The 24174-nt window shown below is 70.4% G+C and carries 23 protein-coding genes, 2 tRNA genes and 1 pseudogene; 15 read left to right on the plus strand and 11 right to left on the minus strand.

Annotated elements, in window-relative coordinates; translation table 11 throughout:
- Positions 1-49 precede the first annotated feature (49 nt).
- From OHT57_RS33005 to OHT57_RS33020, 4 genes are all read left to right on the plus strand, one after another.
- Positions 50-646 carry a M48 metallopeptidase family protein gene (locus OHT57_RS33005; protein WP_328750373.1) on the plus strand — a complete coding sequence of 199 codons (597 nt, stop codon included), beginning with the start codon at positions 50-52 and terminating at the stop codon, positions 644-646.
- Between the two features lie 115 nt (positions 647-761).
- Positions 762-2324 (plus strand): TerD family protein, encoded by a 1563-nt coding sequence (locus OHT57_RS33010; protein ID WP_328750374.1) that lies wholly within the window; start codon positions 762-764, stop codon positions 2322-2324.
- Positions 2325-2328: 4 nt separating this feature from the next.
- A complete protein-coding gene (locus OHT57_RS33015) occupies positions 2329-3006 on the plus strand; it encodes an AIM24 family protein (RefSeq protein WP_328750375.1) in 678 nt (225 codons plus the stop codon).
- 19 nt (positions 3007-3025) lie between these two features.
- Positions 3026-3763: an AIM24 family protein gene (locus OHT57_RS33020; protein WP_328750376.1), complete on the plus strand. Its 738-nt coding sequence runs from the start codon at positions 3026-3028 to the stop codon at positions 3761-3763.
- 60 nt (positions 3764-3823) lie between these two features.
- Here OHT57_RS33020 and OHT57_RS33025 read toward each other — a convergent pair whose 3' ends face one another.
- Entirely contained in the window at positions 3824-4345 is a 522-nt protein-coding gene (locus OHT57_RS33025) for an NUDIX hydrolase (RefSeq protein ID WP_328750377.1), read from the minus strand.
- Positions 4342-5769 (minus strand): zinc-dependent metalloprotease, encoded by a 1428-nt coding sequence (locus OHT57_RS33030; protein ID WP_328750378.1) that lies wholly within the window; start codon positions 5767-5769, stop codon positions 4342-4344. The genes OHT57_RS33025 and OHT57_RS33030 overlap by 4 nt, the downstream gene beginning before the upstream one ends.
- Before the next feature lie 191 nt (positions 5770-5960).
- On the opposite strand from OHT57_RS33030, the gene OHT57_RS33035 reads away from it, so the two are divergent.
- The 4 genes from OHT57_RS33035 (at position 5961) to OHT57_RS33050 (ending at position 9207) form a co-directional block, all read left to right on the plus strand.
- A complete protein-coding gene (locus OHT57_RS33035) occupies positions 5961-7076 on the plus strand; it encodes an SDR family oxidoreductase (RefSeq protein ID WP_328750379.1) in 1116 nt (371 codons plus the stop codon).
- Between the two features lie 209 nt (positions 7077-7285).
- The gene (locus tag OHT57_RS33040; protein ID WP_328750380.1) at positions 7286-7747 is read left to right on the plus strand and encodes a molybdenum cofactor biosynthesis protein MoaE; all 462 of its coding nucleotides are present in this window, start codon (positions 7286-7288) and stop codon (positions 7745-7747) included.
- Between the two features lie 156 nt (positions 7748-7903).
- Positions 7904-8035 carry a hypothetical protein gene (locus OHT57_RS33045; RefSeq protein WP_328753544.1) on the plus strand — a complete coding sequence of 44 codons (132 nt, stop codon included), beginning with the start codon at positions 7904-7906 and terminating at the stop codon, positions 8033-8035.
- 74 nt (positions 8036-8109) lie between these two features.
- Complete coding sequence (locus OHT57_RS33050; RefSeq protein WP_328750381.1) at positions 8110-9207, plus strand: YlbL family protein; 1098 nt, start codon at positions 8110-8112, stop codon at positions 9205-9207.
- Positions 9208-9311: 104 nt separating this feature from the next.
- On the opposite strand, the gene OHT57_RS33055 is transcribed toward OHT57_RS33050, so the two are convergent.
- Entirely contained in the window at positions 9312-9854 is a 543-nt protein-coding gene (locus OHT57_RS33055; RefSeq protein WP_328750382.1) for a PPA1309 family protein, read from the minus strand.
- Positions 9855-10054: 200 nt separating this feature from the next.
- Between OHT57_RS33055 and OHT57_RS33060 the strand changes: the two genes are divergently transcribed.
- The 4 genes from OHT57_RS33060 to OHT57_RS33075 all read left to right on the plus strand — a co-directional run bounded on the left by OHT57_RS33060 (position 10055) and on the right by OHT57_RS33075 (position 15317).
- Positions 10055-12976 (plus strand): UPF0182 family membrane protein, encoded by a 2922-nt coding sequence (locus OHT57_RS33060; protein ID WP_443053511.1) that lies wholly within the window; start codon positions 10055-10057, stop codon positions 12974-12976.
- A gap of 43 nt (positions 12977-13019) precedes the next feature.
- Positions 13020-13093: transfer RNA gene (locus OHT57_RS33065), tRNA-Met, on the plus strand.
- 206 nt (positions 13094-13299) lie between these two features.
- Complete coding sequence (locus OHT57_RS33070; protein ID WP_328750384.1) at positions 13300-15132, plus strand: tetratricopeptide repeat protein; 1833 nt, start codon at positions 13300-13302, stop codon at positions 15130-15132.
- A gap of 111 nt (positions 15133-15243) precedes the next feature.
- Positions 15244-15317: transfer RNA gene (locus tag OHT57_RS33075), tRNA-Met, on the plus strand.
- Positions 15318-15367: 50 nt separating this feature from the next.
- Here the strand turns inward: OHT57_RS33075 and OHT57_RS33080 are convergent.
- The 4 genes and pseudogenes from OHT57_RS33080 to hisN all read right to left on the minus strand — a co-directional run.
- Positions 15368-15731 (minus strand): annotated as a pseudogene (locus tag OHT57_RS33080) (ABC transporter substrate-binding protein); the annotation flags it as partial.
- Positions 15732-16040: 309 nt separating this feature from the next.
- Positions 16041-16457, minus strand: coding sequence for a Fur family transcriptional regulator (locus tag OHT57_RS33090; protein ID WP_328750385.1), 417 nt, complete (start codon positions 16455-16457; stop codon positions 16041-16043).
- Positions 16458-16560: 103 nt separating this feature from the next.
- A complete protein-coding gene (locus tag OHT57_RS33095; RefSeq protein ID WP_328750386.1) occupies positions 16561-16959 on the minus strand; it encodes a CBS domain-containing protein in 399 nt (132 codons plus the stop codon).
- Positions 16960-17168: 209 nt separating this feature from the next.
- Positions 17169-17969, minus strand: a complete 801-nt coding sequence (hisN, locus tag OHT57_RS33100) for a histidinol-phosphatase (RefSeq protein WP_328750387.1) — start codon at positions 17967-17969, stop codon at positions 17169-17171.
- 417 nt (positions 17970-18386) lie between these two features.
- Here hisN and OHT57_RS33105 point away from each other — a divergent pair, with 417 nt between their 5' ends.
- Complete coding sequence (locus OHT57_RS33105) at positions 18387-18992, plus strand: TetR/AcrR family transcriptional regulator (RefSeq protein WP_328750388.1); 606 nt, start codon at positions 18387-18389, stop codon at positions 18990-18992.
- Positions 18993-19022: 30 nt separating this feature from the next.
- Here the strand turns inward: OHT57_RS33105 and OHT57_RS33110 are convergent, their stop codons facing one another.
- The 4 genes from OHT57_RS33110 to OHT57_RS33125 all read right to left on the minus strand — a co-directional run bounded on the left by OHT57_RS33110 (position 19023) and on the right by OHT57_RS33125 (position 22660).
- On the minus strand, positions 19023-19346 hold the full coding sequence (locus OHT57_RS33110) for a DMT family transporter (RefSeq protein WP_328750389.1): 324 nt from the start codon (positions 19344-19346) through the stop codon (positions 19023-19025).
- 122 nt (positions 19347-19468) lie between these two features.
- Positions 19469-20479: a ribosome small subunit-dependent GTPase A gene (gene rsgA / locus OHT57_RS33115; protein WP_328750390.1), complete on the minus strand. Its 1011-nt coding sequence runs from the start codon at positions 20477-20479 to the stop codon at positions 19469-19471.
- Between the two features lie 12 nt (positions 20480-20491).
- A complete protein-coding gene (aroA, locus tag OHT57_RS33120) occupies positions 20492-21817 on the minus strand; it encodes a 3-phosphoshikimate 1-carboxyvinyltransferase (protein ID WP_328750391.1) in 1326 nt (441 codons plus the stop codon).
- A 120-nt stretch (positions 21818-21937) separates the two neighbouring features.
- Positions 21938-22660 (minus strand): M50 family metallopeptidase, encoded by a 723-nt coding sequence (locus OHT57_RS33125; protein WP_328750392.1) that lies wholly within the window; start codon positions 22658-22660, stop codon positions 21938-21940.
- Positions 22661-22710: 50 nt separating this feature from the next.
- On the opposite strand from OHT57_RS33125, the gene OHT57_RS33130 reads away from it, so the two are divergent.
- Positions 22711-23526 carry an SOS response-associated peptidase gene (locus tag OHT57_RS33130; RefSeq protein WP_328750393.1) on the plus strand — a complete coding sequence of 272 codons (816 nt, stop codon included), beginning with the start codon at positions 22711-22713 and terminating at the stop codon, positions 23524-23526.
- Between the two features lie 9 nt (positions 23527-23535).
- The gene (locus OHT57_RS33135) at positions 23536-24165 is read left to right on the plus strand and encodes an alpha/beta hydrolase family protein (protein WP_328750394.1); all 630 of its coding nucleotides are present in this window, start codon (positions 23536-23538) and stop codon (positions 24163-24165) included.
- The last annotated feature ends 9 nt before the right edge of the window (positions 24166-24174 follow it).

Below are 24174 nucleotides of genomic sequence, written 5' to 3' on the forward strand. Positions count from 1 at the left end.
CCGTCCCGGAGTCGGGACTTCCCGCGTGTGCAGAGGGTAACGTCAAGGCGTGCCCGCCGACCCACTGCACAGCGCCGGAACGCCACAGCGCAGCACGACGAGTCAGCCGCCGAGCGGCTCGGGGGCGAGCGCGATCGAGGTTCGCAGGAGCAGCCGTCGCCGCCGGACGGTCTCCGCGTACCGCGAGGGCGATCGCACCGTCGTGCTCATCCCTGCCCGGATGTCCGAGGCCGAGGAGCAGCGCTGGGTGAGCGTCATGCTCGACAAGCTGGCAGCCCAGGAGAGCAAACGGGTTCTCGGTGACACCGAGCTCTCCGAGCGCGCCCGGCGGCTGTCGGACCAGTACTTCGACGGCCGGGCGCGGCCCACCACGGTCCGCTGGGTCACCAACCAGAACACGCGTTGGGGTTCCTGCACCCCGTCCGAGGGCAGCATCCGGCTGTCGCACCGGCTGCAGGGCATGCCGGAGTACGTCGTCGACTACGTTCTGGTCCACGAGCTCGCACATCTGCTCGTCCCGGGACACGGGCCCCGTTTCTGGCGGCTGCTGGAGGCCTATCCGCGCACCGAACGGGCCAAGGGCTACCTGGAAGGCGTAGTCGCCGCGGACCGGTTGCCGCATCCTCCGGGCGCCCGCGGAGAGTGACCACGGACTCGAACAGGTTTTTGTACCGGATCTGTACCGAGCTCCCTCGGTGTCCGAGTTTGCCGTTAGCCTGTCGCGACGCACTTGCATTCGGGATGGGGGACGGTCGTTACGCATGGCCAGGGAATTCCAGCGCGGCCACAAGGCCAAGATCAGTGACCTGACCGCGGGCACGGACCTGTACGTAGGTGTACAGATCTCCGGCCCCGGACTGACCTTCGACATCAGCTGCTTCGGGCTCGACGCCGAAGAACAGCTTTCGGACGACCGCTACTTCATCTTCTTCAACCAGCCGAAGTCTCCCGAGGACTCCGTTCAGCTCCTGGGTGCGCAGGCGGGCGACACGGAGTCGTTCCGGGTCACGCTCGACAAGATTCCGTCGCAGATCCAGAAGCTCTCGTTCACGGCGACTCTCGACGGCGACGGCCAGATGTCGCAGATCGCCCCCGGCTGTCTCCGTATCGTCGCCGGCGGCGAGGAAGTGGCCCGGTACCCGTTCGACGGCAGTGAGTTCTCCACCGAGCGCGCTGTGATGGTGGGCGACCTGTACCTGAAGGACGTCTGGCGGTTCGCCGCGGTCGGCCAGGGCTTCGACGGCGGGCTGGACGCGCTGCTGAAGAACTTCGGCGGCGAGGTCGCCGAGGAGGAGCCGGAATCCTCGCCCCAGGTCGCCGTACCGGCACAGGCCCAGCCGCCGGCCTTCGCCCCACCCGCCCAGGTCGCCGCGCCGGCTCCGTCGTTCGGCGCACCGCCCGCTCCGGCGCCGTCCGTCCACACCGCTCCGACGCTCGCCGGGACCGCCGCCCCGCCCGCGCCCGCCGCGCCGACGAGCCCGCAGACGTTCGCGCCGCCCGGCGCGCCTGCGCCGGGTCAGTACTCGCCCCCCGGCGCGCCCGCGGGTCAGTTCACGCCCCCGGGTGCCGTCGCGGGTCAGTTCGCGCCTCCCGGTGCCCCCGGGGCCTTCCCCGGTCAGGCGCAGCCCTTCGGCGGCGGCACACAGCTCGCTCCCGTGCCGCCGGAGGCGAACGTCCGTGTCGTCCTGACGAAGTACGCGGAAGCCCCGGTCGGCGACCGCTGGACCGAACAGAACGCGAACCTGGTGCGGGCCACCCTCACCAAGGACGCCCCCATCCTCGCCAAGCAGGGCAGCATGGTCGCCTACCAGGGCGACATCGACTTCGCCCACAAGGGCTCGGGAGTGCTCGGCAAACTCACCGGGGCGCTCACCGGCCAGGGCATGTCCCTGATGCGCTGCACCGGCAACGGCGAGGTGTTCCTCGCCGACGAGGCCAGCCGTGTCTTCGTCATCCGTCTGCAGGGCGAGCAGCTCTACACCAGCGCCCAGGGTGTCCTCGCCTTCGACGAGTCCCTGGAGACCGAGGTCCGCCGCATCGAGGGCGAGGGACTGCCCGGCGGGGGCTTCTTCAGCATGCTCTTCTCGGGCACCGGAGCGGTCGTCGTCAAAACACGCGGCGTGCCCGTCGTCATCCCGGTCGGCCCGGCCACCTACGTCGACGGCAACGCCGTGATCGCCTGGTCAGCCGGTGCGCAGGCGGTCACCACGACCGCGCTCAGGCTGCGTCGCTCCGGGTACGCCCAGCCGACGACCGAGGCCGTGAACCTCCAGTTCCGCGGCGCCCCCGGCAACTTCGTCGTCGTACAGCCCTTCGAGGTGTGAGGCCATGGACTCCCAGACTCTGAGTGCGCACCGCGCCGCCCCGACCGGCGTCCGCATGAGTGTGCACAGCTCCAAGACGCTCAAGGTCACCATGGTCAGCGGGCAGGACTTGATCGCCAAGGCCGGCTCGATGATCGCGTACGACGGCTATGTGCAGTTCGACGGCGCGCCCGCGAGCCTGCGCCGTTCGGCGGAGGCGATGGTCACCGGCGAGGGCGGCCGGCTGATGCTGGCGCGCGGCGACGGAGACCTCTACCTGGCCGACTACGGCGGCGACATCCTCGTCCTGCACCTGAACGGCGAGGCGCTGTCGGTCAACGGGGCCACGCTGCTGGCCTGCGACGCCTCGCTCGAACTGGCCATCGAACCGGTCAAGGGACTCGCCAAGCTGTCCGGCTCCGGACTGACCAACCTCGTCATCAAGGGCACGGGCTGGGTCGCCCTGGTCAGCCGCGGCATCCCGATGGCCCTGGACTGCGCCGAACGCGAGACGTACGTCGACCCGGACGCGCTCGTCGCCTGGACGACCGGGATGGAGATGAAGGCCCGCCGCACCATCAAGGCGAGCGCCCTCATCGGCCGCGGCAGCGGCGAGGCCTTCCAGATCGGCTTCAAGGGGCAGGGCTTCGTCGTCGTCCAGCCGAGCGAGGACACCGGCGACCGATTCAAGATCCGGGGCTGAGGGGAGCACCAGACACATCATGCACAGCACACTCTTCGCACACGTCCCGGTCGAGTCGACCGGGCGCTACACCCTGCAGAACCCACAGCTGCTGAAGACCGACGTCACCCAGGGCAGCAGCCCGATCCTGGCCCGGCAGGGCGCCATGGTGGCCTTCGAGGGTCAGGTCGAGTTCGACAGCCAGTACCGCAACCGCAACTGGCGCAACGTCGAGCGGATGACCGGCGAACGCCTCGAACTCATGCGCTGCAAGGGCAACGGCGTCGTCTACCTGGCCAACCTCGCCCAGCACCTGCACGTCATGGAGGTCGGCAGCGGGATCACCGTCGACAGTTCCTACGTCCTGGCCTTCGACGGCTCCCTCGGCGTCGGCATCGTCGCGGTGGACAGCGCGGTCGAGGTGGCCGCCGCGGGCGCCTACAACCTGGAGCTGTCCGGCTCCGGGCAGGTCGTCCTGATGACCTCGGGCGAGCCACTGGTGCTGGAGGTCGGACCGGAAAAGAACGTCTGTGTCGACTCCGACGCTGTCATCGCCTGGTCCACATCCCTGCGCACCCAGCTCCAGGCGCCCACTTCCACCTCCGGCGTGTGGCGCCGCAGGGGCACCACCGGCGAGGGCTGGGAGATGCACTTCGGCGGTACGGGCCACGTCCTGGTCCAACCCAGCGAACTCCTGCCGCCGCAGGGCATGCGCAACGGCGGGATGCTCGGCCAGTTCGGCATGCGCGGCAACTCCCTCGGCGGCAGCAACAGCTGACCGCCGGGACGGTACAGGTAAGGGGCGCCCGCCATTGCCGGGCGCCCCTTACACATGCGCTCACAGCCTCGCGCGCGTGGCTTCCAGTAGTCGTACGACCGATTCGTCGGCGACCCCCGCAACCTCGTCGTAGGCGAACCACCGCACGTCGAGCGACTCGTCGCTGATCGTCTCCACGGCGCCGTGCGGGGCGAGTGCCGCGTACTGGACGTCGAAATGCCAGTGACAGGGCGCCGGGATGGGATGCCGGTCCAGCCGGACCGGGCCGCCGGGCAGCAGGGTGAGCCCCGCCACGCCCGACTCCTCCGTCGCCTCACGCAGGGCCGCCGCCGCCACGGAGACGTCCTGAGGCTCGCAGTGGCCACCCATCTGGAGCCACATGCGCAGCTTCTTGTGGAGGGTGAGCAGAACCTGCCCGCGCGAGGGGTCGATCACCAACGCGCTCGCCGTGATGTGCCCCGCGTGACAGGCCTTCCACATGCCGTCCGGGTGGGCCGACAAGTGATCCAGATAGGCCTGGCGCAGCTCCTCCTGGTCCTCGTAACCCTTCAGTACGAGGACCGCGTCGTCGTGGAGGCTCACTCGGTGTCGTCGCCCTCGGAGTCGTCCTTCTTCTTCAGGTCGGGCTTCTCCGCTGCCTCGCCGAGCATCTTGTCCAGCTCGGAGAAGTCCAGCTGCTCGCGGTGCACGAAGCCGTCCGGGTCGTCCAGGTCGGAGGCGGTCGGCAGCATGTCCGGGTGGGCCCACAGGCCGTCCCGGCCGTCGACACCGCGCGCGTCCGTGAGCGAGGCCCACAGGCGGGAGGCGTCGCGCAGGCGGCGCGGGCGCAGTTCCAGACCGATCAGCGTGGCGAACGTCTGCTCGGCGGGCCCGCCAGAGGCACGGCGGCGACGCAGGGTCTCGCGCAGCGCGTCGGCGGACGTGAGGCGCGGCTTCGCAGCCGCGTGGACCACCGCGTCCACCCAGCCCTCCACGAGCGCCAGAGCCGTCTCCAGACGGGCCAGGGCCGCCTTCTGCTCCGGGGTGTCCTCCGGCTGGAACATGCCCTGCTGGAGGGCGTCCTGAAGCTGTTCGGGGTTCTGCGGATCGAACTGGCCGACCACGTCCTCCAGCTTGGCGGTGTCGACCTTGATCCCGCGCGCATAGCCGTCGACCGCGCCGAACAGGTGCGAGCGCAGCCACGGCACGTGCGTGAACAGGCGCTGGTGGGCGGCCTCGCGCAGGGCGAGGTACAGCCGCACCTCCTCCTTGGGCACGCCCAGGTCCTTGCCGAACGCCTCGATGTTCACCGGCAGCAGCGCCGCCTTGCCGGCCGGGCTCAGCGGCAGGCCGATGTCGGTGGAGCCGACGACCTCGCCCGCGAGCACGCCGACGGCCTGTCCGATCTGAGTGCCGAACATGGCGCCGCCCATTGAGCGCATCATGCCGATCAGCGGGCCGGCCATGGCCTGCATCTCCTCCGGCAGGACATCGCCCATGGCGGTGCCGACGCGCTCGGCCACCGGGTCCACGAGCTCCTTCCACGCGGGCAGGGTCGCCTCGACCCACTCCGCGCGGGACCACGCCACGGCGGAGCCCGCACCGGACGGCAGGGACGTCGCGTCGTCGAGCCACAGGTCGGCGAGCCGGACGGCCTCCTCGACCGCGGTGCGCTCGGCGGGGCCGACGCTCGCGTCCTTGGTGCCGTCAGGGGTGCCCTGGGAGACGGTCTGGCGGGCGATCTGCTTGGCCATGTCCCAGTTCACCGGGCCGCCCTCGTAGGAGAGCATCTGGCCCAGCTGCTGGAAGGCGGCGCCCAGGTCGGTGGGGTTCAGGGAACCGAACATGGCTGCGAGCGGATTGTCGGCACCAGGGCCGCCAAAGCCTCCGGCGCCGGGCAGGTCGCCAAAACCGAACGGGTTGGCCGGGCCCTGACCACCACCGCTCTGCTGGTCCTTCTTCTTGCCCTCGTCGCCGTCGTCCGGCTCCTCCGGCGGAAGGCCGAATCCGAATGGGGTGTCACTCACGGGATTCCTCGGCTGGTAAGGCCACCGGTTCCTCCGGCGGCGCGGCTGCCCGATAACACCACCCAGCGTAGACACCGCGGGCGGTTCGGGCCTCGGTGCTCCGCCGACTCGCGGCCTGCGGCAGGATGGATGCCACCTGGTACGTACGCGTCACTCGCGTTCCTACTGAAGACAACCGCTGGAGACGCCCGGTGAGTTCCCCTGATCCGCAGGTTCGCGCAGCGCGAAACCAGTCAACCAATCCCGCCGCGCGCGGGCCAGTCGTCGCGGTCACCGGTGCCGCGTCCGGCGTCGGAGCCATGCTCACCGAGCGGCTCGCCGCCTCCGAGGAGATCAAGCAGGTCATCGCGCTGGACGAGCGGCGCGGCGAGTGCGAGGCGGCGCAATGGCACATCCTCGATGTGCGTGATCCGGCCATCGCGGAGAAGCTGCGGGGCGCCGACGTCGTGGTGCACCTGGCGCTCGATCTCGATCTGGAGACCGATCCGGCCGCCCGTACGGCGTACAACGTGCGGGGGACACAGACCGTCCTGACCGCCGCTGCGGCCGTCGGCGTCCACCGGGTCGTGCTGTGCACCTCCGCGATGGTCTACGGGGCGCTCCCGGACAACGAGCTGCCGCTGTCCGAGGATGCCGAACTGCGGGCCACGGCGGAGGCGACCGGCGTCGGGGACCTGCTGGAGATCGAGCGGCTCGCGCGGCGGGCGCCGCGGGCACACCCCGGACTCAACGTCACCGTCGTACGGCCCGCCGTGCTGGTGGGCGGAGGGACCGACACCGCGCTGACCCGGTACTTCGAGTCGCCGCGGCTGCTGGTCGTCGCGGGGTCCCGGCCCGCCTGGCAGTTCTGCCACCTCGAGGACCTGTGCAGCGCTCTGGAGTACGCCGTCCTGGAGAAGGTCGACGGGGAGCTCGCCGTCGGGTGCGACGGGTGGCTGGAGCAGGAGGAGATCGAGGAGCTCAGCGGGATCCGGCGGATGGAGCTGCCCTCGGCGGTCGCGCTGGGAGCGGCGGCTCGGCTGCACCGGATCGGGCTGACGCCGTCTCCGGCGGGGGATCTCGCGTACACGATGTACCCCTGGGTGGTGAGCGGGAGCCGGCTCCATGACGCCGGGTGGCGGCCGAAGTGGACCAATGAAGAGGTTCTTGCGGAGCTGCTGGAGGAGGTCGCCGGACGGCACACGGTTGCCGGGCGGCGGCTCGGGCGCAAGGACGCGACGGCTGCGGGAGCCGCGGGGGCGACGGTGGCGCTGCTAGGTGCGGCGGCCGTCGTACGGCGGGCTCGGAAGGCGCGTCGGCGGATCTGAGTGGGCTGGGGGTGGCGTCTGGGTTTTCTCGCCCCCGCCGCCCCTTCCCGTCCCTCGGGGGCTCCGCCCCCGGGCCCCCGCTCCTCAAACGCCGGAGGGGCTGGATGACGCCGGACGGGCTGCATCGTAGGACGCTCCAAAGGCGCACACGCGTGTGCCGGGCGATCACGCAATTCCCGCCCCTCTCCGGTGTGCGGCACGATGGACGTATGGCACCCACCAACGACCATCCCGGCGAGCAGGCCGCGCAGGACCCCGTCAAGCTGATCGCGATCCGTGAGACCCCGCTCTCCCTCGACGAGGTCTTCCGCGCCGTCGGCGACGAAGCCGCCGGGGGCACCGCCCTGTTCGTGGGGACCGTGCGGAATCACGACGGGGGAGCCGACGTCGATCAGCTCGGCTATTCGTGCCACCCCAGTGCCGAGGCCGAGATGCGGCGGATCGCCGAGAAGGTGGTCGCCGGGTATCCGGTGCGGGCGCTGGCGGCGGTGCACCGGGTCGGGGACCTGGCGGTCGGGGATCTCGCCGTCGTCGTCGCCGTTTCCTGCCCTCATCGGGGGGAGGCCTTCGAGGCCTGCCGGAAACTGATCGACGATCTCAAGCACGAGGTGCCGATCTGGAAGCACCAGACGTTTTCTGACGGTACGGAGGAATGGGTCGGCGCCTGCTGAACCCTTCCTTCACCCCTCCGGTTGCGTAACTGCACCCCTGGCGTGAGCGTTGTCAGTGCGGATGGTTAATCTGCTGATCTGTCAGTTTTTCACGCTTGCTCACTGTGGGGTCGGGAGGTCGGCATGGGGGCGCTCGTCTGGTTGTTGATTCCGTTCGTGGCAGCGGTTGCCGCCGGGCTCTGGGGCAGCTGGGCCAACCGCACCCGTAGCGCGCGCAGCGACGGCCCCGAGCTCGACGGATACGCCCGGTTCCGCGCCGCCATGGAGAAGTCGCACTCCGGCACCTGACGGCCCCGTGACAGCCAGCCTCGGCTGCGGCGCCCTGACGATGGTCCGACAGGAGCGTCCCGTACTGTCGTGCCATGCCACGCCGCACCGCGACGATGCTCGCCTCCACCCTGATGCTGATCGCGCTCCTGTGCGCGGGATTCCTCATCAAAGTGCCGTACGCCGAGATGTCACCGGGCCCCACGGTGAACACCCTCGGGGACCACGGCAGCGAGCCGGTGCTCCAGATCTCGGGGCGCAAGACGTATCCGACGACCGGTCACCTGAACATGACCACCGTCCGGGTCACCAGCGCCGACTTCAGGATGAGTCTCGTCGAGGCCGTCTACGGCTGGCTCGCGCACGACAGCAAGGTCGTGCCGCACGACACCCTCTACCCGGACGGCAAGACCGAGCAGCAGTCGACCCAGGAGAACGCCGAGGAGTTCAGCCAGTCCCAGGAGAGCGCCAAGGTCGCCGCCCTCAAGGAGCTGGACGTCCCCGTCCGGTCCTGGGTGATCGTCTCGACCGTCGTCAAGGACTCCGCGGCCGAGGGCAAGCTGCACGCCGGTGACGTGATCAAGACCGTCGACGGTACGACGGTGAAGGCGCCGGACGACGTCGCCAAGCTGGTGACGAAGCACAAGCCCGGCGAGAAGGTCGTCTTCACGGTCGTACCGGCCAAGGAGCAGGCCGCCGCCGAGAAGGCGAACAAGACGGCGACCAGGACCGAGAAGGTCACGATCACGACGAGGACCTCCGACGACGAGGGCGAGAAGCGGGCCATCGTCGGGATCGCCGCCGGGACCGACCACACCTTCCCGTTCACCATCGACATCAAGCTCGCCGACGTCGGCGGCCCGAGCGCCGGTCTGATGTTCGCGCTCGGCATCTACGACAAGCTCACTCCGGGCAGCCTCACCGGCGGCAAGTTCGTCGCCGGTACCGGGACGATCGACGACGACGGCAAGGTCGGCCCGATCGGCGGCATCGAGATGAAGACGGTCGGTGCGCGCGACAAGGGCGCCCAGTACTTCCTGACGCCCGCCGACAACTGCGCGGCCGCCGCCAAGGACACTCCCGGCGGGCTCACCCTGGTCAAGGTGAGCACCATCGACGACGCCCTCGGCGCGCTCAAGGACCTTCGTGAGGGCAGGACGTCCGACCTGCCGAAGTGCACCACCAAGGGCTGACCGCGTCGCGTGCACACGACCGGGGGCGCCCTTCACACAGAAGGGCGCCCCCGTCGTCGTGTCGGAGAAGGAGAACCAGGGACCCGCGACCGCTGCGGCCGGGCTCAGTCCTCGAAGGTCGCCGACAGTGCCTCCGCGAGACCCGGGACCAGCGCGCCGCCCGTGAGGACCTCCGTCGGGGAGTCCTTCTCGCGCAGGCGAAGGGCCGAGTCGCGGGTGCCGTTGCGCAGGACCCCGACCGTCATGCGGACCTCCTGGCGGTCCGGGTGCTCGGCGACCCACTTCGCCAGCCGGGCCTCGCTCAGCCCCTGCGGGACGGACGCCTCGGCGGTCGGCGGCAGCATCAGGCGCTCCACGGTGAGCGCGCAGCCAACGACCGCGTCGGGCCAGGCGATGGTGCCGAGGAACTCGTCGAGCGCCTTGCCCGCGGGAATCTCGTCCTGCTCGATCGGGGTCAGAGCCGAGGACTCCTGGCCTTCCTCCAGACCGAGCTGGCTCGCGAGAGCGGGTTCCTGGGTACGCAGCCGGGCGGTGTCTACGAGGGCGAAAAGGCGGGCGGGCTGGTCCCAGCCGAGGCCGGAGACGTACTCGTCGATCTCTAGTACGGCCCGGGTGAGCGGGCTCGCCGCCATGGGAGTGTTGGACATGGTCACAATCCTGCCTCGTTAGTCACCGGAATCGGGAACCGAGTAAGCGGTGAGTAAGTTGCATAGGTGTGGGCCCGCGATCACAGGGGGCCACCCTGGGCCCGCGAACACGAGGGTCTGACGGATCGACAGCGAACTTCGAGGTGCGCACCTTGGCTTTCCAGATGCCGGACCGCGGCGGAGGCCCCACGGGGCCGCGGATGAGAGTGGGCCGCCCGTCCCGGCGCGTCCGGACCCTGCTCATGACGCTGGGCGTCCTTGCCGTACTCGGCATGGCGTTCACCATGTTCGCGGGTTTCTGGACGGACTGGCTCTGGTACCGCTCGGTGAACTACTCGTCGGTGTTCACCACCACCCTGTGGACGAAGATCGGGTTGTTCTTCGTCTTCGGTCTGCTGATGGCCCTCGCGGTCGGCTTCAACATCTGGCTGGCACACCGTCTGCGCCCGCCGTTGAGCGCCATGTCGATGGAGCAGCAGAACCTCGACCGCTACCGGATGGGCATCGCGCCGTACAAGAGGTGGCTGCTGCTCGGGATCACCGCCCTGGTGGGCCTGATCGCGGGTGCCTCGGCGTCCAGCCAGTGGCGGACCTGGCTGATGTGGGTCAACGGCGTGTCGTTCGGGCAGAAGGACCCGCAGTTCCACCTCGACATCTCCTTCTACACCTTCGACCTGCCCTGGTACCGGTTCCTGCTCGGCTTCGGCTTCGCCGCCGCGATCCTCTCGGTGATCGCCGCCGCGCTCACCCACTACCTGTACGGCGGCCTCAGGGTCACCTCGCCGGGCGCGCGGGCCACCGCCGCCGCGACGGGACACCTCTCGGTGCTGCTCGGCGTCTTCGTCGCCCTGAAGGCGGTCGCCTACTGGCTCGACCGGTACGGCCTCGCCGTGAAGTCCAGTGACTTCAAGGCGACCGACAGCTGGACCGGCCTCAGGTACGTCGACGCGAACGCCTATCTGCCGGCCAAGACGATCCTGTTCTGCATCGCCGTCATCTGCGCGCTGCTGTTCTTCGCCACGCTGTGGCGGCGCACCTGGCAGCTGCCCGTGATCGGCTTCGGCCTGATGGTGCTCTCGGCGATCCTCATCGGCGGGCTCTACCCGGCGATCGTCCAGAAGTTCCAGGTCCAGCCGAACGAGCAGGCCAAGGAAGCGCCGTACGTCGAGAAGAACCTCAACGCGACGCGCGCGGCCTACGGCATCGACGACGCCGCGGTGACGGAGTACTCCGGCAAGGCCACCACCACGGACAAGACCAAGCTGCGCGACGACGTCGACGCCACGGCGAGCATCCGGGTCGTGGACCCCAACGTCGTCTCCCCGACGTTCCAGCAGCTCCAGCAGATGCGGAACTACTACGCGTTCCCGACCAACCTCGACGTCGACCGTTACGGCAAGGACGACAAGAACGCCGGGGGCCAGGACACGGTCATCGGTCTGCGCGAGTTGAACCTCGCCGGCATTCCGAAGAACAACTGGATCAACGACCACTTCCGCTACACCCACGGATACGGCGTGGTCGCCGCGAAGGGCACCGAGGCCGACTCCGAGGGCCGCCCGGTCTTCACCGAGTCCAACCTGCCCTCGCAGGGCGACCTCGGGACGTACCAGCAGCGGGTCTACTACGGCGAGAAGACCACTGAGTACTCGATCGTCGGCGGTCCCCAGAAGGAGATCGACTACTCCGACGACGACGGCGAGAAGACCTACAGCTACAAGGCCAAGAGCGGGGTCAACCTCTCCAGCCCGGTCAACCGGGCCGCGTACGCGGTGGCCTTCAACGAGCCGCAGATCCTCTACTCCGGAGCGATCGGCGAGGGCTCACGGATCCTGTACAACCGCACGCCCAAGCAGCGCGTCGAGGCGGTCGCCCCCTGGCTGACCATCGACGGCGACGCCTATCCGGCGGTGGTGAAGGGCAAGATCCAGTGGATCGTCGACGCGTACACGACGACCAACGGCTACCCGTACTCCTCCCGTACGACCCTCGGTGACACGACGGCCGACTCGCTGACGGCGACCAACAACTCGCGCGCGGTGGTGGCCCAGCAGAACCAGGTCAACTACATCCGCAACTCGGTGAAGGCGACCGTCGACGCGTACACCGGCGAGGTCAAGCTCTACCAGTGGGACACCAAGGACCCGGTCCTCAAGACCTGGATGAAGGCGTTCCCGGGCACGGTGGAGCCCAGGAAGGACATCTCCACCGACCTCATGGACCATCTGCGGTACCCGCAGGACCTGTTCAAGGTCCAGCGTGAACTGCTGTCGCGCTACCACGTCGAGGACGCGGACACCTTCCTCAGCGGCAGTGAGGTGTGGCAGGTGCCGGACGACCCGACCAACAAGTCGGGCAACGCGGTGCCGCCCTACTACCTGAGCATGAAGATGCCGGACCAGTCGGCGCAGGCGTTCTCGCTCACGACGACGTTCACGCCCAACGGACGTGACAACCTCAGCGCGTTCATGACGGTCGACGCCGAGGCGGGCACCCCTGACTACGGCAAGATCAGAATTCTGAAACTGCCGACCAACACCACGGTCAACGGGCCCAAACAGGTGCAGAGCCAGTTCAACTCCGAACAGGACATCGCCGAGACCATCAGCCTCCTCAACAGAGGCGATTCCAGCGTGGAGTACGGCAATCTCCTGACGGTGCCGCTCGACGGAGGACTGCTCTACGTGGAGCCGGTCTACGTACGCGGTGGTGGACTCAAGTACCCGCTGCTGCGGAAGGTGTTGGTGACCTACGGAGGCAACACCGCCTTCGAGGACACCCTCGACGAAGCCCTCAACAAGGTCTTCGGCGCGGACGTTTCGACCACCCCGCCACCGGACGACGGCGGGGGGACCACCACTCCGCCGCCGACATCCAGCAACCCGACGGTCCAACAGGCGCTGGTCGACGCCCAGAAGGCCTTCGACGCCGGCCAGGAAGCCCTGAAGAAGGGCGACTGGGAGGCGTACGGCCGGGCCCAGACCGATCTGCAGGACGCGCTCCAGCGGGCCGAGGACGCGCAGGCCGCGGCGAACAAGAGCGGCAGCAGCGCGAAGCCCAGCAGCAGTCCGAGTCCGCGCAGCAGTCCCAGCAGTAGTCCGAGCAGCAAGCCCAGCGGCTGATCAAAAGCCCACCTCGCGCCGTGATACGGTTGGAACACAACGGCGCGGGGTGGAGCAGCTCGGTAGCTCGCTGGGCTCATAACCCAGAGGTCGCAGGTTCAAATCCTGTCCCCGCTACTGAAAACGAAGGCCCGGATCCTCTTGAGGATCCGGGCCTTCGTGATGTGCGAACGCATGTACCGACCCGCGAAACGGCCATGCCGCCCCGTGGCAGTTGGCGGACGGTGTTTGACTTGTCTCTCTGTGGGCATGTCGACAAAACGCTGAAGTGACCTTCCTGGCTGCGGTATACCAGGTGTACCCAGGTTGCAGGGGGTGCGACGATGGACGTTATGGGGGACAAGGCAACTCTGTTGAAGACAGGGCGTTTTGTGCAGCCTGCCGATTTTTCGGAGTCGACGGGCGACTTGTCGCAGCCCATGGACCGGGACGAAACCGGTGAGGCTGCCGAGGAGGCACGCCATCGCCTTGCCGCGGAGAACGGTGACGCCGAGGCGATGAGTGTCCTCGGTGCCCTGCTGCTGCGCCGCGGCGATCTCGACGGAGCCGAGCCGCATCTGCGTGCCGCCACCGCCGCCGGAGACCGGGCCGCGGCCAACAACCTGGGTGTCCTGCTGTACCAGCGTGGATACGCCGACGACGCCGCCGGCTGGTGGCGGATCGCCGCCGTGGCCGGGTCCGCCGCGGCCGCGCACGCGCTGGGGCGCCACCACCGCGAGCGGGGCGACGAGCCCGCCGCCGAGTACTGGCTGCGGCAGTCCGCCGAGCAGGGCCACGCGCTGGGCGCCTACGCGCTCGCCGACCTGCTGGAGCACCGAGGGGACGCGGGCGCCGCACCCTGGATGCGGACCGCGGCCGAGCGGGGGCACCGGGAGGCTGCCTACCGGCTGGCCCGTTCGCTCGATCGCCGGCTGGCGCCCGAGGACGACATCGGGGACGACAGCGGTGCCGGCGACGAGGCCGAGCAGTGGTACCGCCAGGCCGCCGCGCGCGGACACCGGCGGGCCGCGCTGCACCTCGGGGCGATCCTGGAGAGGCGCGGTCAGCTCAAGGAGGCCGGACGCTGGTATCTGACGTCCGCCAAGGACGGCGAGGCGCGTGCCGCCTGCGCCCTCGGCTTCCTGCTGCGTGACGCGGGGGACACCGAGAGCGCCGCCGTGTGGTGGCTGCGGGCCGCCCAGGACGGGGACGGCAACGCGGCCAACGCGCTCGGCGCGCTGCACGCCGAGCGCGGGGAGCAGCAGACCGCCGAGCGGTGGTACCGGGCGGCGATGGACGCCGGCGACGACAACGGCGCGTACAACCTCGCGCTGCTCTGTGTCGAACAGGGCCGGACCGCGCAGGCGGAGCAGTGGTACCGGCGGGCGGCGTACGCAGGGCACCGCGAGGCGGCCAACGCGCTCGCCATCCTGCTCCTGCAGGGCGGGGACACGGCCGGCGCGGAGCCCTGGTTCTCCAAGGCCGCCGAGGCCGGGAGCGTGGACGCCGCGTTCAACCTGGGCATCCTGTTCGCCGGGCGCGGCGAGGAGGCCGTAGCGCTGCGGTGGTACGAGCGTGCCGCCGCCGCGGGCCACACCGAGGCGGCGCTGCAGGTGGGCATCGCCCGGCTGCGGGACGGCGACGAGCCCGCCGCCGAGCGGCATCTGCGGTGTGCTGCCGGGGGCGGCAGCGCGGAGGCCGCGTACCGGCTGGCGACCGTGCTCGACGCCCGGCGGCCGCCGGTGCCCGCGCACCTGCTCGGGGAGTCCGTGCACGAGAAGAGCGAGTGCGAGGAGTGGTACGAGCGGTCGGCCTCCCAGGGGCACCGGCGGGCCCAGGTGCGGGTGGGCATGCTCGCCGCCGCCCGGGGCGATGTCGTGGAGGCGGCCCGGTGGTACCGGGAGGCCGCCGAGGCAGGTTCCCGAAACGGGGCGTTCAACCTGGGACTGCTGCTCGCCCGGGAGGGGAGCGATCCGGAGGCCGCCGTGTGGTGGGCTCGGGCGGCCGATGCGGGGCACGGGCGGGCGGCGTTGCGGTTGGCCCTGGTCTACGCGCGTCGGGGTGAGCTGGCCGAGGGACAGCGGTGGGCCGACCGGGCCGTGGCGCTGGGGCCCGCGGAGGTCTCCGAGCGGGCGGCCCGGCTGCGGGACGCGCTGCGGGAGGAACTGTCCGCGTAGTGCTCCGAGTGATGCCCCGCGGTCGCACGTCGGACGCGCCCCGCCCGCATCTGCTCGCGGCCAGACGATTTGCCTCTGGCCTCACCCTTCACGTAACGTTGCATTCATCGCCGCGGGGTGGAGCAGCTCGGTAGCTCGCTGGGCTCATAACCCAGAGGTCGCAGGTTCAAATCCTGTCCCCGCTACTGAAGGCCGAGGGCCGGAATCCGATCAAGGATTCCGGCCCTCGGTGTTTTCACGGCCGGTGGCCCACCGCCTCCTCGTACAGCGCGCGGTCCACCGTCTTCGACTCCGGCAGGGCCGTGCCCTCCGCCACGCCCTGTGCCCTGTACGCCGCTTGCAGACGGTCCGTCGTGCCCGCGCGGATCTCCCAGTCCATGCGCAGGGACGGCGTGGACCTCAGGATCTCCTCGTCGGTCTTCAGGAGCTTCGCCAGATAGGTGACGAAACTCGCATCCGACTCCCGCGTCCACGTCGTCGTTCAGCAGGCCGGGGCCGTAGAGCATGCCGCCCAGGGGCTCGCCGAGGGGCTGGCCGCCGAGGAAGGCGTAGCCGGCGTCGCCGTCGCCTGCCGCAGCCCGAGGGACCGACCAGGCAGACGAACTCGCCTGGGGCGACGCTCAGGTCGAGGGGGCCGAGGGCGGCGACGGAGCGCGGCGGGTGGCCGAAGGTTCGGGTCACGCCGGTGGCGTGGAGTGTGGCGCGGGGATGTCCCGCGGTGGGTACGGGGTGCGGATCAGGGTGCGGATCTCCCACGGTTGCTCCTTGCGGAGTGCGGTACGGAGAGGGATGGCCGCACGACGATATGACGGACCGTCAGATTCAGGAAGCCCGCCGACCGCACAAACGCCTGTACGCAACACGAAGCCCCGGCACCTGTACGGTGCCGGGGCTTCGGACGCCGGGGCCTACGCCGCCGAGCAGTTCGGGCAGACACCCCGGTACGTCACCTCGACGCCCGAGACGGCGAAGCCGAAACGCTCCGAGTCGGGGAGGTCGGCCAGCGGGTTGCCGGTGGGGTGGACGTCCCGGATGGCTCCGCACTGGGCGCAGACCAGGTGGTGGTGCGGCCGGTGGGCGTTCGGGTCGTACCTCTTGGCGCGCTTGTCGGTCGCGACCTCGAGGACCTCGCCGAGGTTCACCAGCTCGCCCAGCGTGTTGTAGACGGTCGCCCGGGAGATCTCGGGCAGCTTGGCCACGGCGCGCGCGTGGACCTCGTCGGCCGTCAGGTGGACGTGTTCGCCGTCGAGGACCTCGGCCACGACGCGCCGCTGCGCGGTCATCCGCCAGCCGCGGCCGCGCAGTCGTTCCAGAAGGTCGCTCATGTGTCCCAGCCTAACAGCTGGTGACCAGAATCCGAATGGGTGTGAGTTTAGAGCTCTGATCGAATTGGACTGAGTCCAGACTGGGGTGGGGTCGGAGCTCGGCCTAGGAGCGGGCCGGCACGCGCTGCCGTTCCGGTGCCCAGCAGCGGATGATGTCGCGGACCGAGACGATGCCCGCGGGCTCGCCCTGGTCGAGGACGATGAGGTGCCGGAAGCCGCCGTGTGTCATCGCGTGCGCGGCCTCTTCCAGGGTCCAGGCCGGGGTGGCGAAGACGACGTCGGTGGTGGTGTGGGCGTGGGCGTACTCCGTGTCCGGACTCTGGCCCAGGCCGACGGAGTTGAGGATGTCGCGCTCGGTCAGAATGCCGATGCCGATGCCGTCGGGATCGAGGACGACGGCAGCGCCGACCCGGCGGGCGGACATCAGGGCGGCGGCTTGGCGGAGGGTGTGGGCGGGGCCGATGGTGAGTACCACCGTGCTCATGGCGTCGAGGACGAGCATGGGTTCTCGGTCACCTCCTGGGAGCCAATGAAGTAATTCATTGGTTCACAAGTTCACAAATGAGGGTCCTCTCAGAGTCGCAGGCAAAGCGCGGGTCAACAAGAGGGCGCGCGACGCCGATTGAGGGCGCGCGCTCATCTGGGCCCCTTGGGTCCGATCCGCGATCCGCGATCCGCGATCCCCGATCCGCGGCTGCCGGTCGGCTGGTTCTAGTGGCGCTCGTTGAGATAGCCCAGGAACTCGTCGTGCAGGATGCCGTTCGAGGCGGCCGCGTTGCCGCTGTGCGGGCCGGGGCGGCCGTCGAGGCCCGTGAAGGTGCCGCCGGCCTCCGTCACGACGATCGCGTTCGCGGCCATGTCCCACAGGGAGAGCTCCGGTTCGGCGCAGATGTCGATCGAACCCTCGGCGACCATCATGTACGGCCAGAAGTCGCCGTACGCGCGCGTGCGCCAGACCTCGCGGGTCAGGTCCAGGAAGCCGTTCAGGCGGCCGCGGTCCTCCCAGCCGGTGAGGGAGGAGTACGCGAAGGAGGCGTCCGTGAGCTTGCCGACCTGGGAGACGCGGAGGCGGGAGGCGGTGGAGAGGCTGCGGCCCGTGTAGGCGCCGTACCCCTTGGCGGCCCACCAGCGACGGCCCAGGGCGGGGGCCGAGACCACGCCGACCACGGGCTGGTAGCCGCCCTCCGACGCCTCCGTCAGGGAGATCAGGGTGGCCCAGACGGGCACGCCCCGTACGTAGTTCTTGGTGCCGTCGATGGGGTCGATGACCCAGCGGCGGGGACCGGTGCCCTGGACGCCGTACTCCTCGCCGAGGATCGCGTCGCGGGGACGGGCGCGCTGGAGGTGGCCGCGGATGAGTTCCTCGGCGTCCTTGTCGGCTTCGCTCACCGGGGTCATGTCCGGTTTCGTCTCGACCTTGAGGTCCAGCGCCTTGAAGCGGGCCATGGTGAGAGCGTCGGCCGCGTCCGCGAGGACGTGGGCGAGGCGGAGGTCGTCGAGGTAGTCCGGCATGTGGCGAACGCTATCTGTCGTTGTCCGTACGGTGCTATAGGGGCTGGAGTGTGGACGCCGTCGGGGAGTGTGGGTTTGGGGTGCCGGGGCGGTTCCGTTCGGTTCGGGGTGTGGGTTCGGGGTGTCGACTTGGGCGGTTCCGGTCGGGTGGTGCTTCGGGGTGCCGACTGGGGTGGGTCGGGGTGCCTGCTCGGGTGGTCCGGCGACCGTGGGTTCGTCGTGGTCGGCGCCGCCGGCCCGCGGACGATGACCGGAGTGTGTCGACCGCTCGCCCGCGGGCTGATGACCGACGCGCGCCGGCCGCCGGCCCGTCGGCGAATGACCGTCGCGTGCCCCCGATGCCCTCGCGGACCCTTGACAGTGCCCTCGTGCGCGTCAAATCTGTGCGCAGAGCTGCTCGCTCCCTGGGAGGCGACGATGCCTGCTGCGCGGGAATCCCTGCTGGACGCTGCCTACGCGGCGTTGGCGCGCCGGCCGTGGTCCGCCGTGCGGATGGTGGATGTCGCGGCGGCGGCCGGTGTGTCCCGGCAGACGCTGTACAACGAGTTCGGGAGCAAGGAGGGACTGGCCCGTGCTCTCGTCAGGAGAGAGGCCGACGGGTATCTCGTCGGCGTCGAGCGGGCGCTGACCACACACGGGGACGCGCGGGAGAGGCTGACCGCGACCGCCGAGTGGACCGCGTCCTCGGCCCGGGAGAACGCCCTGGTGCGGGCCATGCTCACCGGCTGCTGGAGCGAACGGCTTCCCTCGCCGACGCTCTCCGCCGTGCCCTCCTCCTCCGCGGTACCGGCACAGCGCCGGGCCGACGGACCGCTGCCGTCGCCCGGCGACTTCGTGGCGCTGGTGCGCGACCGCGCGGTGACGGTTCTCGCCGGGCCCCATGTGCAGAAGTCGGATGTCGTGGACCTCGCCCGCTCCTGCGAGCTGGCCGTCCGGCTCGCCCTGTCCTGCGTCGCGGCCCCGCCGGGCGAGGGCGGGGTCGTGGACCTGGTCCGCGGCGCGCTGCACCGGCAGCCGGTGTGAGACGGGGCCGGGCCGGGACCCGCGGAGTGCCTAGTGCTGCGAGCCCGACAGTTGGAGACCGATCACGCCGATGATCACCAGGCTGATCGAGACGATCTTCAGGGTCGAGACCAGGTCGTCGAAGAAGATCATTCCGTAGATCGCGGTTCCCGCCGCTCCGATACCGGTCCACACGGCGTACGCGGGACCCACGTCCAGCTTCCGCAGGGACAGGGTCAGCAGACCGAAGCTGCCGAGCGCGAAGATGCAGAACGCGACCGTCGGCCACAGCCGGGTGAAACCGTGAGAGAGCTTCAGGCACACAGCGAAACCGGTCTCGAGCAACCCGGCCACCACCACCAGCAGCCACGCCATGTGCTGTCCTCCCGTATGTCCGGCTCGGTGCGATTATGCACTTACCGAACTCGCCTGCGGCCAAACAACGCGGAGGTCAGTCCCCCCTCCTCAACCGCTCCCGGCGGCCCCCTCGGTCCTCCTCAGTCCCCTTCGGTCCGCTCCCGTGTCGCGAGCAGCCGCCGCAGGGAGTACAGCCGGGCCGGATCGGCGTGGCCCGCCGCCACCCAGGCGTCGAGCGCGCAGTCCGGCTCATCATGACTGCACGCGCGCGGACAGCCCTCGGTTCCCGGTTCCAGGTCCGGGAACGCGTGGATCACCCGGGACGGATCCACGTGGTGCAGCCCGAACGACCGCAGGCCCGGGGTGTCGATCACCCAACCGTCGTCGCCCGCCAGGGGCAGCGCGAGCGCCGACGTCGTGGTGTGGCGGCCGCGGCCGGTCACCGCGTTCACATGGCCCGTCACGCGGCGACGGTCCTCCGGCACCAGCGCGTTCACGAGAGTCGTCTTGCCCACGCCCGAGTGGCCGACGAACGCCGTGATCCTGCCGTCGAGTTCCTCGCGTATCCGGTTCACCGCCTCGCCGTTCTCCAGCTCCTCGCGGCTGGTGACGACGTAGGGGATGTCCAGGTGGCCGTAGAGCTCCAGCAGCTTGTCGGGCTGGGCCAGGTCCGACTTTGTCAGGACCAGGAGGGGGGTCAGGCCGCCGTCGAACGCCGCGACCAGGCAGCGGTCGATGAGCCGGGGGCGGGGTTCCGGGTCGGCGAGGGCCGTGACGATGGCGAGCTGGTCGGCGTTGGCGACGACCACGCGCTCGAACGGATCGTCGTCGTCGGCCGTACGGCGCAGGACCGACGTCCGCTCCTCGATGCGGACGATCCGCGCGAGGGTGTCCTTCTGGCCGGAGAGGTCGCCGACGATCGCCACCCGGTCGCCGACCACGGCGGCCTTGCGGCCCAGCTCGCGGGCCTTCATCGCCATCACGATCCGGTCCTCGACCAGACAGGTCAGGCGGCCCCGGTCGACGGTGAGGACCATGCCCCAGCTGGCGTCCTCGTGCTTGGGGCGGATGTGGGTGCGCGGCCGGTTGCCCTTGCGGTTCGGGCGGCTGCGGATGTCGTCCTCGTCGGTGTTCTTGCCGTAGCGGCGCATTTTCCTACGCCCCTACGCCTTGTCGCTCCCGAGCATCCCGGTCCACATGTCCGGGAAGTCCGGCAGGGTCTTGGCCGTCGTCGCGACGTTCTCGATGCGCACGCCCTCGACCGCGAGACCGATGATCGCGCCGGCCGTGGCCATGCGGTGGTCCTCGTAGGTGCGGAAGGTCCCGCCGTGCAGTGGGCGCGGGCGGATGTGCAGACCGTCGGCGGTCTCGGTGACGTCACCGCCGAGTTCGTTGATCTCCTTGGTCAGCGCGGCCAGGCGGTCCGTCTCGTGCAAGCGCAGATGGGCCACCCCGCGCAGGGTGGAGGGGGAGTCCGCGAGGGCTGCGACCGCCGCGATTCCGGGAGTCAGCTCGCCGACCTCGCCCAGGTCGACATCGATGCCGTGGATCGCACCCGAACCGGTGAACACCAGGCCGTACTCGGCGAGTTCGCAGGAACCACCCATCTCGGTGAAGATCTCGCGCAGTCGGTCACCGGGCTGGGTGGTGCGGGCCGGCCAGTCCGGGATGACGACCTTGCCACCGGTCACCAGCGCCGCCGCCAGGAACGGCTGCGCGTTGGAGAGGTCGGGCTCGACGGTGAGGTCCCGGCCCAGCAGGGCGCCCGGTGTGACCCGCCAGACGTTCGGCTCGCCGCCCGACTCCGGGGTGTCCACCTGGGCGCCGACCGCGCGCAGCATGTCCACGGTCATGCGGATGTGCGGGAGGGAGGGCAGCGAACCGCCGACGTGCCGGACCTCGACACCCTGGTTGAAGCGGGGGCCGGAGAGCAGCAGGGCGCTCACGAACTGGGACGACGAGGACGCGTCGATCTCGACCGGGCCGCCGTCCAGGGCGCCCGCGCCGTGCACCGTGAGCGGCAGCGCGCCGCGGCCGTCGTCGTCGATGCGGGCGCCGAGGGCACGCAGGGCGTCGATCACGCCGGTCAGGGGGCGTTCGTACGACCTCGGGTCGCCGTCGAAGCGGACGGGCCCGTCGGCGAGGGCGGCGACGGGGGGCAGGAAGCGCATCACGGTGCCGGCGTTGCCGACGTCCACCGTGGCGGGGCCGCGGAGACCGGCCGGCAGGACGCGCCAGGTCTCGCCCGTGCCGTCCGGGCCGACACCTTCCTCGATGCCCACGCCCATCTCTCGGAGGGCCGCCGCCATGAGGAGGGTGTCGCGGGAGCGGAGGGGGCGGCGCAGCCAGCCCGGCTCGGAGGCCAGGGCCGCCAGTACCAGGGCGCGGTTGGTGACCGACTTTGACCCCGGGACGTGGACCGTGGCGTCGACGGCTCCACTCGCGTGGGGGGCGGGCCAGAGGGCGGTGTCTGAGGGGTTCAAAGCCATGGGTTCACTTTAGTGGGGGGTCGTGGGTTGGGTGCCGCGCCGTCGTGGCTGGTCGCGCCCCGCGGCGCAGCCGCAGAGGGCACAGCCCCGCGTCCCTGACGCATGCCCGTCCGGGACGCGTCATACCTGCAGCAGCCACCGACCTCCGCCGATGAGTGAGCACAGTGACACCGCGTGGAACAGGAACAGCCACAGCCCCGCCGGTACGTGCGTCAGGCGGGACAACTGGTCGGCGTCCGAATCACCGGCCCCGCCTCGCGCCCGCTTCGCCTGCAGCTCGAAAGCGGGACGCACCCCGCCCAGCAGCAGGAACCACACCGCCGCGTACGCGAACGCCGCCTGCACCTGCGGCCCGGCGAGCCAGGACACCACCACGAAGGTGCCGCCGGTGAGCACCACCGTCAGCGCCCCGTACGCGTTGCGGATCATCACCAGCAACGCCACCAGCAGAACCGTCGCCGCCCACAGCAGCAGGGTGATGCGGCCGGCGGCCAGCAGGGCGGCGCCGCCCAGGCCGAGCAGCGGGGGAGCGGTGTAGCCGGCCGCCGCGGTGAGGATCATGCCGATGCCGTGCGGCTTGCCGCGGCTGACCGTGAGGCCACTGGTGTCGGAATGCAGCCGGATACCGGTGAGCTGCCGGCCCGTGCACAGGGCGACCAGGCCGTGGCCGCCCTCGTGGGCGATGGTGATCGCGTTGCGCGAGACGCGCCACAGGGGGTGCGGGACCACTATGGCGAGCGCCGCCACCATGGTGGCCAGCACCACCCACAGATCAGGGTCGGGCTGGAGACCGGTGAGCCGGTCCCAGAGGTCGGGCAGCGCGGTCGATGCGGTGCTGTCCATGTTTCCCGGTGGCTCCCTCTCCTCGTACGGAGTCTGGCAGTGTGGCACGTATGTGCGGACGGTATGCAGCCAGTCGTGGGCCCGAGGATCTCGCAGGAATCTTTGAGATCGACAAGTGGGAGTCCGAGGAGACCCTGGAGCCCGATTACAACGTGGCCCCGACCAAGGGGGTCTACGCCGTTCTCGACCGCCCTCTCAAGGACGTGGACGACCCGCGGCCGGTTCGCCAGCTGCGGAAGCTGAAGTGGGGGCTGGTGCCGAGCTGGTCGAAGACGCCCGAGGGCGCGGCCCGGATGATCAACGCCCGCGCGGAGACCGTGCACGAGAAGCCGTCGTACAAGCGGGCCTTCTCCACCCGCCGCTGCATCGTCCCGGCCGACGGCTACTACGAGTGGGTCACCGGCACGCAGGAGCGGGACCTGGAGGTCGAGGGGAGGAAGAAGCGGCCGCGCAAGCAGCCCTACTTCGTGCTGCCCGCCGACGGGTCGGTGTTCGCGATGGCCGGACTGTACGAGTTCTGGCGCGACAAGACCCTGCCCGACGACCACCCGCAGGCCTGGTGGGCGACCTGCTCCGTGATCACCACCGAGGCGGAGACGGGCCCGCTCGCCGTGTCCCCGGCCGACGGACCGCGCACCCTCGCCGACATTCACCCCCGGATGCCGCTCATGCTCACCCCGGACCGCTGGGACGCCTGGCTCGACCCGTCCCACACGGACGTGGACGATCTGCGTCCGCTGCTCGCGCCCCCGTCCGAGGGGCTCATGCGGGCCTACCCGGTCTCCACCGCCGTCAGCAACGTCCGCAACAACGGCCCGGAGCTGCTGAAGGAACTGGACGGCCCCGAAGAGAGCACGCTCTTCTAGCCTTCAGGTGTGAAGACCGAGATCATCAGCACCGAAGCCGGAGACGCCCGCATCACCTGGCACCCGGCGCGCACGGCACGGCTCGTGCTGGCCGTCAGTCACGGAGCCGGTGGCGGCATCGAGGCGCGGGACCTGCAGGCCCTCGCCGCGACCCTCCCGCGGCACGGGGTGAGCGTCGCGCTCGTCGAGCAGCCCTGGCGGGTGGCCGGCAAGAAGGTCGCGCCCGCGCCGAAGACGCTGGACGTGGGATGGCGGGGAATCTGGCCCGCTCTCGTGGAGCCCGGCCTGCCGGTGGTCTCCGGCGGGCGCAGCGCAGGGGCCCGCGTCGCCTGCCGTACGGCCGTGGAACTGGGGGCGGCCGCGGTCCTCGCCCTCAGCTTCCCGCTGCACCCGCCGGGCAGGCCGGAGAAGTCGCGGGCCGCGGAACTGCTCGGCTCCGGGGTGCCCACCCTGGTCGTACAGGGCGGCAACGACCCGTTCGGGAGGCCGGAGGAGTTTCCCGACGGCTCCTTCTCGCTGGTCGAGGTGGCGTACGGCGATCATGGCTTCGCGGTGCCGAAGCGGGCCCCGATCACGCAGGAGGAGGCCGTGACAGTCGTCACGGACGCGGTCGCGAAGTGGGCCGGGTCACTGGGGTGAAGGCCCGGG

Origin of the sequence: Streptomyces sp. NBC_00285 (assembly GCF_036174265.1) — a bacterium.
Taxonomy (GTDB): domain Bacteria; phylum Actinomycetota; class Actinomycetes; order Streptomycetales; family Streptomycetaceae; genus Streptomyces.

What these genes read in the sequence shown, in the direction of transcription:
- OHT57_RS33130 (WP_328750393.1), top strand. Translation starts at nt 22,711, where the DNA reads ATGTGCGGACGGTATGCAGCCAGTCGTGGGCCCGAGGATCTCGCAGGA.
- OHT57_RS33070 (WP_328750384.1), top strand. Translation starts at nt 13,300, where the DNA reads ATGGACGTTATGGGGGACAAGGCAACTCTGTTGAAGACAGGGCGTTTT.
- OHT57_RS33010 (WP_328750374.1), top strand. Translation starts at nt 762, where the DNA reads ATGGCCAGGGAATTCCAGCGCGGCCACAAGGCCAAGATCAGTGACCTG.
- OHT57_RS33090 (WP_328750385.1), bottom strand. Translation starts at nt 16,457, where the DNA reads ATGAGCGACCTTCTGGAACGACTGCGCGGCCGCGGCTGGCGGATGACC.
- OHT57_RS33055 (WP_328750382.1), bottom strand. Translation starts at nt 9,854, where the DNA reads ATGTCCAACACTCCCATGGCGGCGAGCCCGCTCACCCGGGCCGTACTA.
- OHT57_RS33015 (WP_328750375.1), top strand. Translation starts at nt 2,329, where the DNA reads ATGGACTCCCAGACTCTGAGTGCGCACCGCGCCGCCCCGACCGGCGTC.
- OHT57_RS33060 (WP_443053511.1), top strand. Translation starts at nt 10,055, where the DNA reads ATGAGAGTGGGCCGCCCGTCCCGGCGCGTCCGGACCCTGCTCATGACG.
- OHT57_RS33020 (WP_328750376.1), top strand. Translation starts at nt 3,026, where the DNA reads ATGCACAGCACACTCTTCGCACACGTCCCGGTCGAGTCGACCGGGCGC.
- hisN (WP_328750387.1), bottom strand. Translation starts at nt 17,969, where the DNA reads ATGCCGGACTACCTCGACGACCTCCGCCTCGCCCACGTCCTCGCGGAC.
- OHT57_RS33050 (WP_328750381.1), top strand. Translation starts at nt 8,110, where the DNA reads ATGCCACGCCGCACCGCGACGATGCTCGCCTCCACCCTGATGCTGATC.
- aroA (WP_328750391.1), bottom strand. Translation starts at nt 21,817, where the DNA reads ATGGCTTTGAACCCCTCAGACACCGCCCTCTGGCCCGCCCCCCACGCG.
- OHT57_RS33095 (WP_328750386.1), bottom strand. Translation starts at nt 16,959, where the DNA reads ATGCTCGTCCTCGACGCCATGAGCACGGTGGTACTCACCATCGGCCCC.
- rsgA (WP_328750390.1), bottom strand. Translation starts at nt 20,479, where the DNA reads ATGCGCCGCTACGGCAAGAACACCGACGAGGACGACATCCGCAGCCGC.
- OHT57_RS33040 (WP_328750380.1), top strand. Translation starts at nt 7,286, where the DNA reads ATGGCACCCACCAACGACCATCCCGGCGAGCAGGCCGCGCAGGACCCC.
- OHT57_RS33105 (WP_328750388.1), top strand. Translation starts at nt 18,387, where the DNA reads ATGCCTGCTGCGCGGGAATCCCTGCTGGACGCTGCCTACGCGGCGTTG.
- OHT57_RS33125 (WP_328750392.1), bottom strand. Translation starts at nt 22,660, where the DNA reads ATGGACAGCACCGCATCGACCGCGCTGCCCGACCTCTGGGACCGGCTC.
- OHT57_RS33110 (WP_328750389.1), bottom strand. Translation starts at nt 19,346, where the DNA reads ATGGCGTGGCTGCTGGTGGTGGTGGCCGGGTTGCTCGAGACCGGTTTC.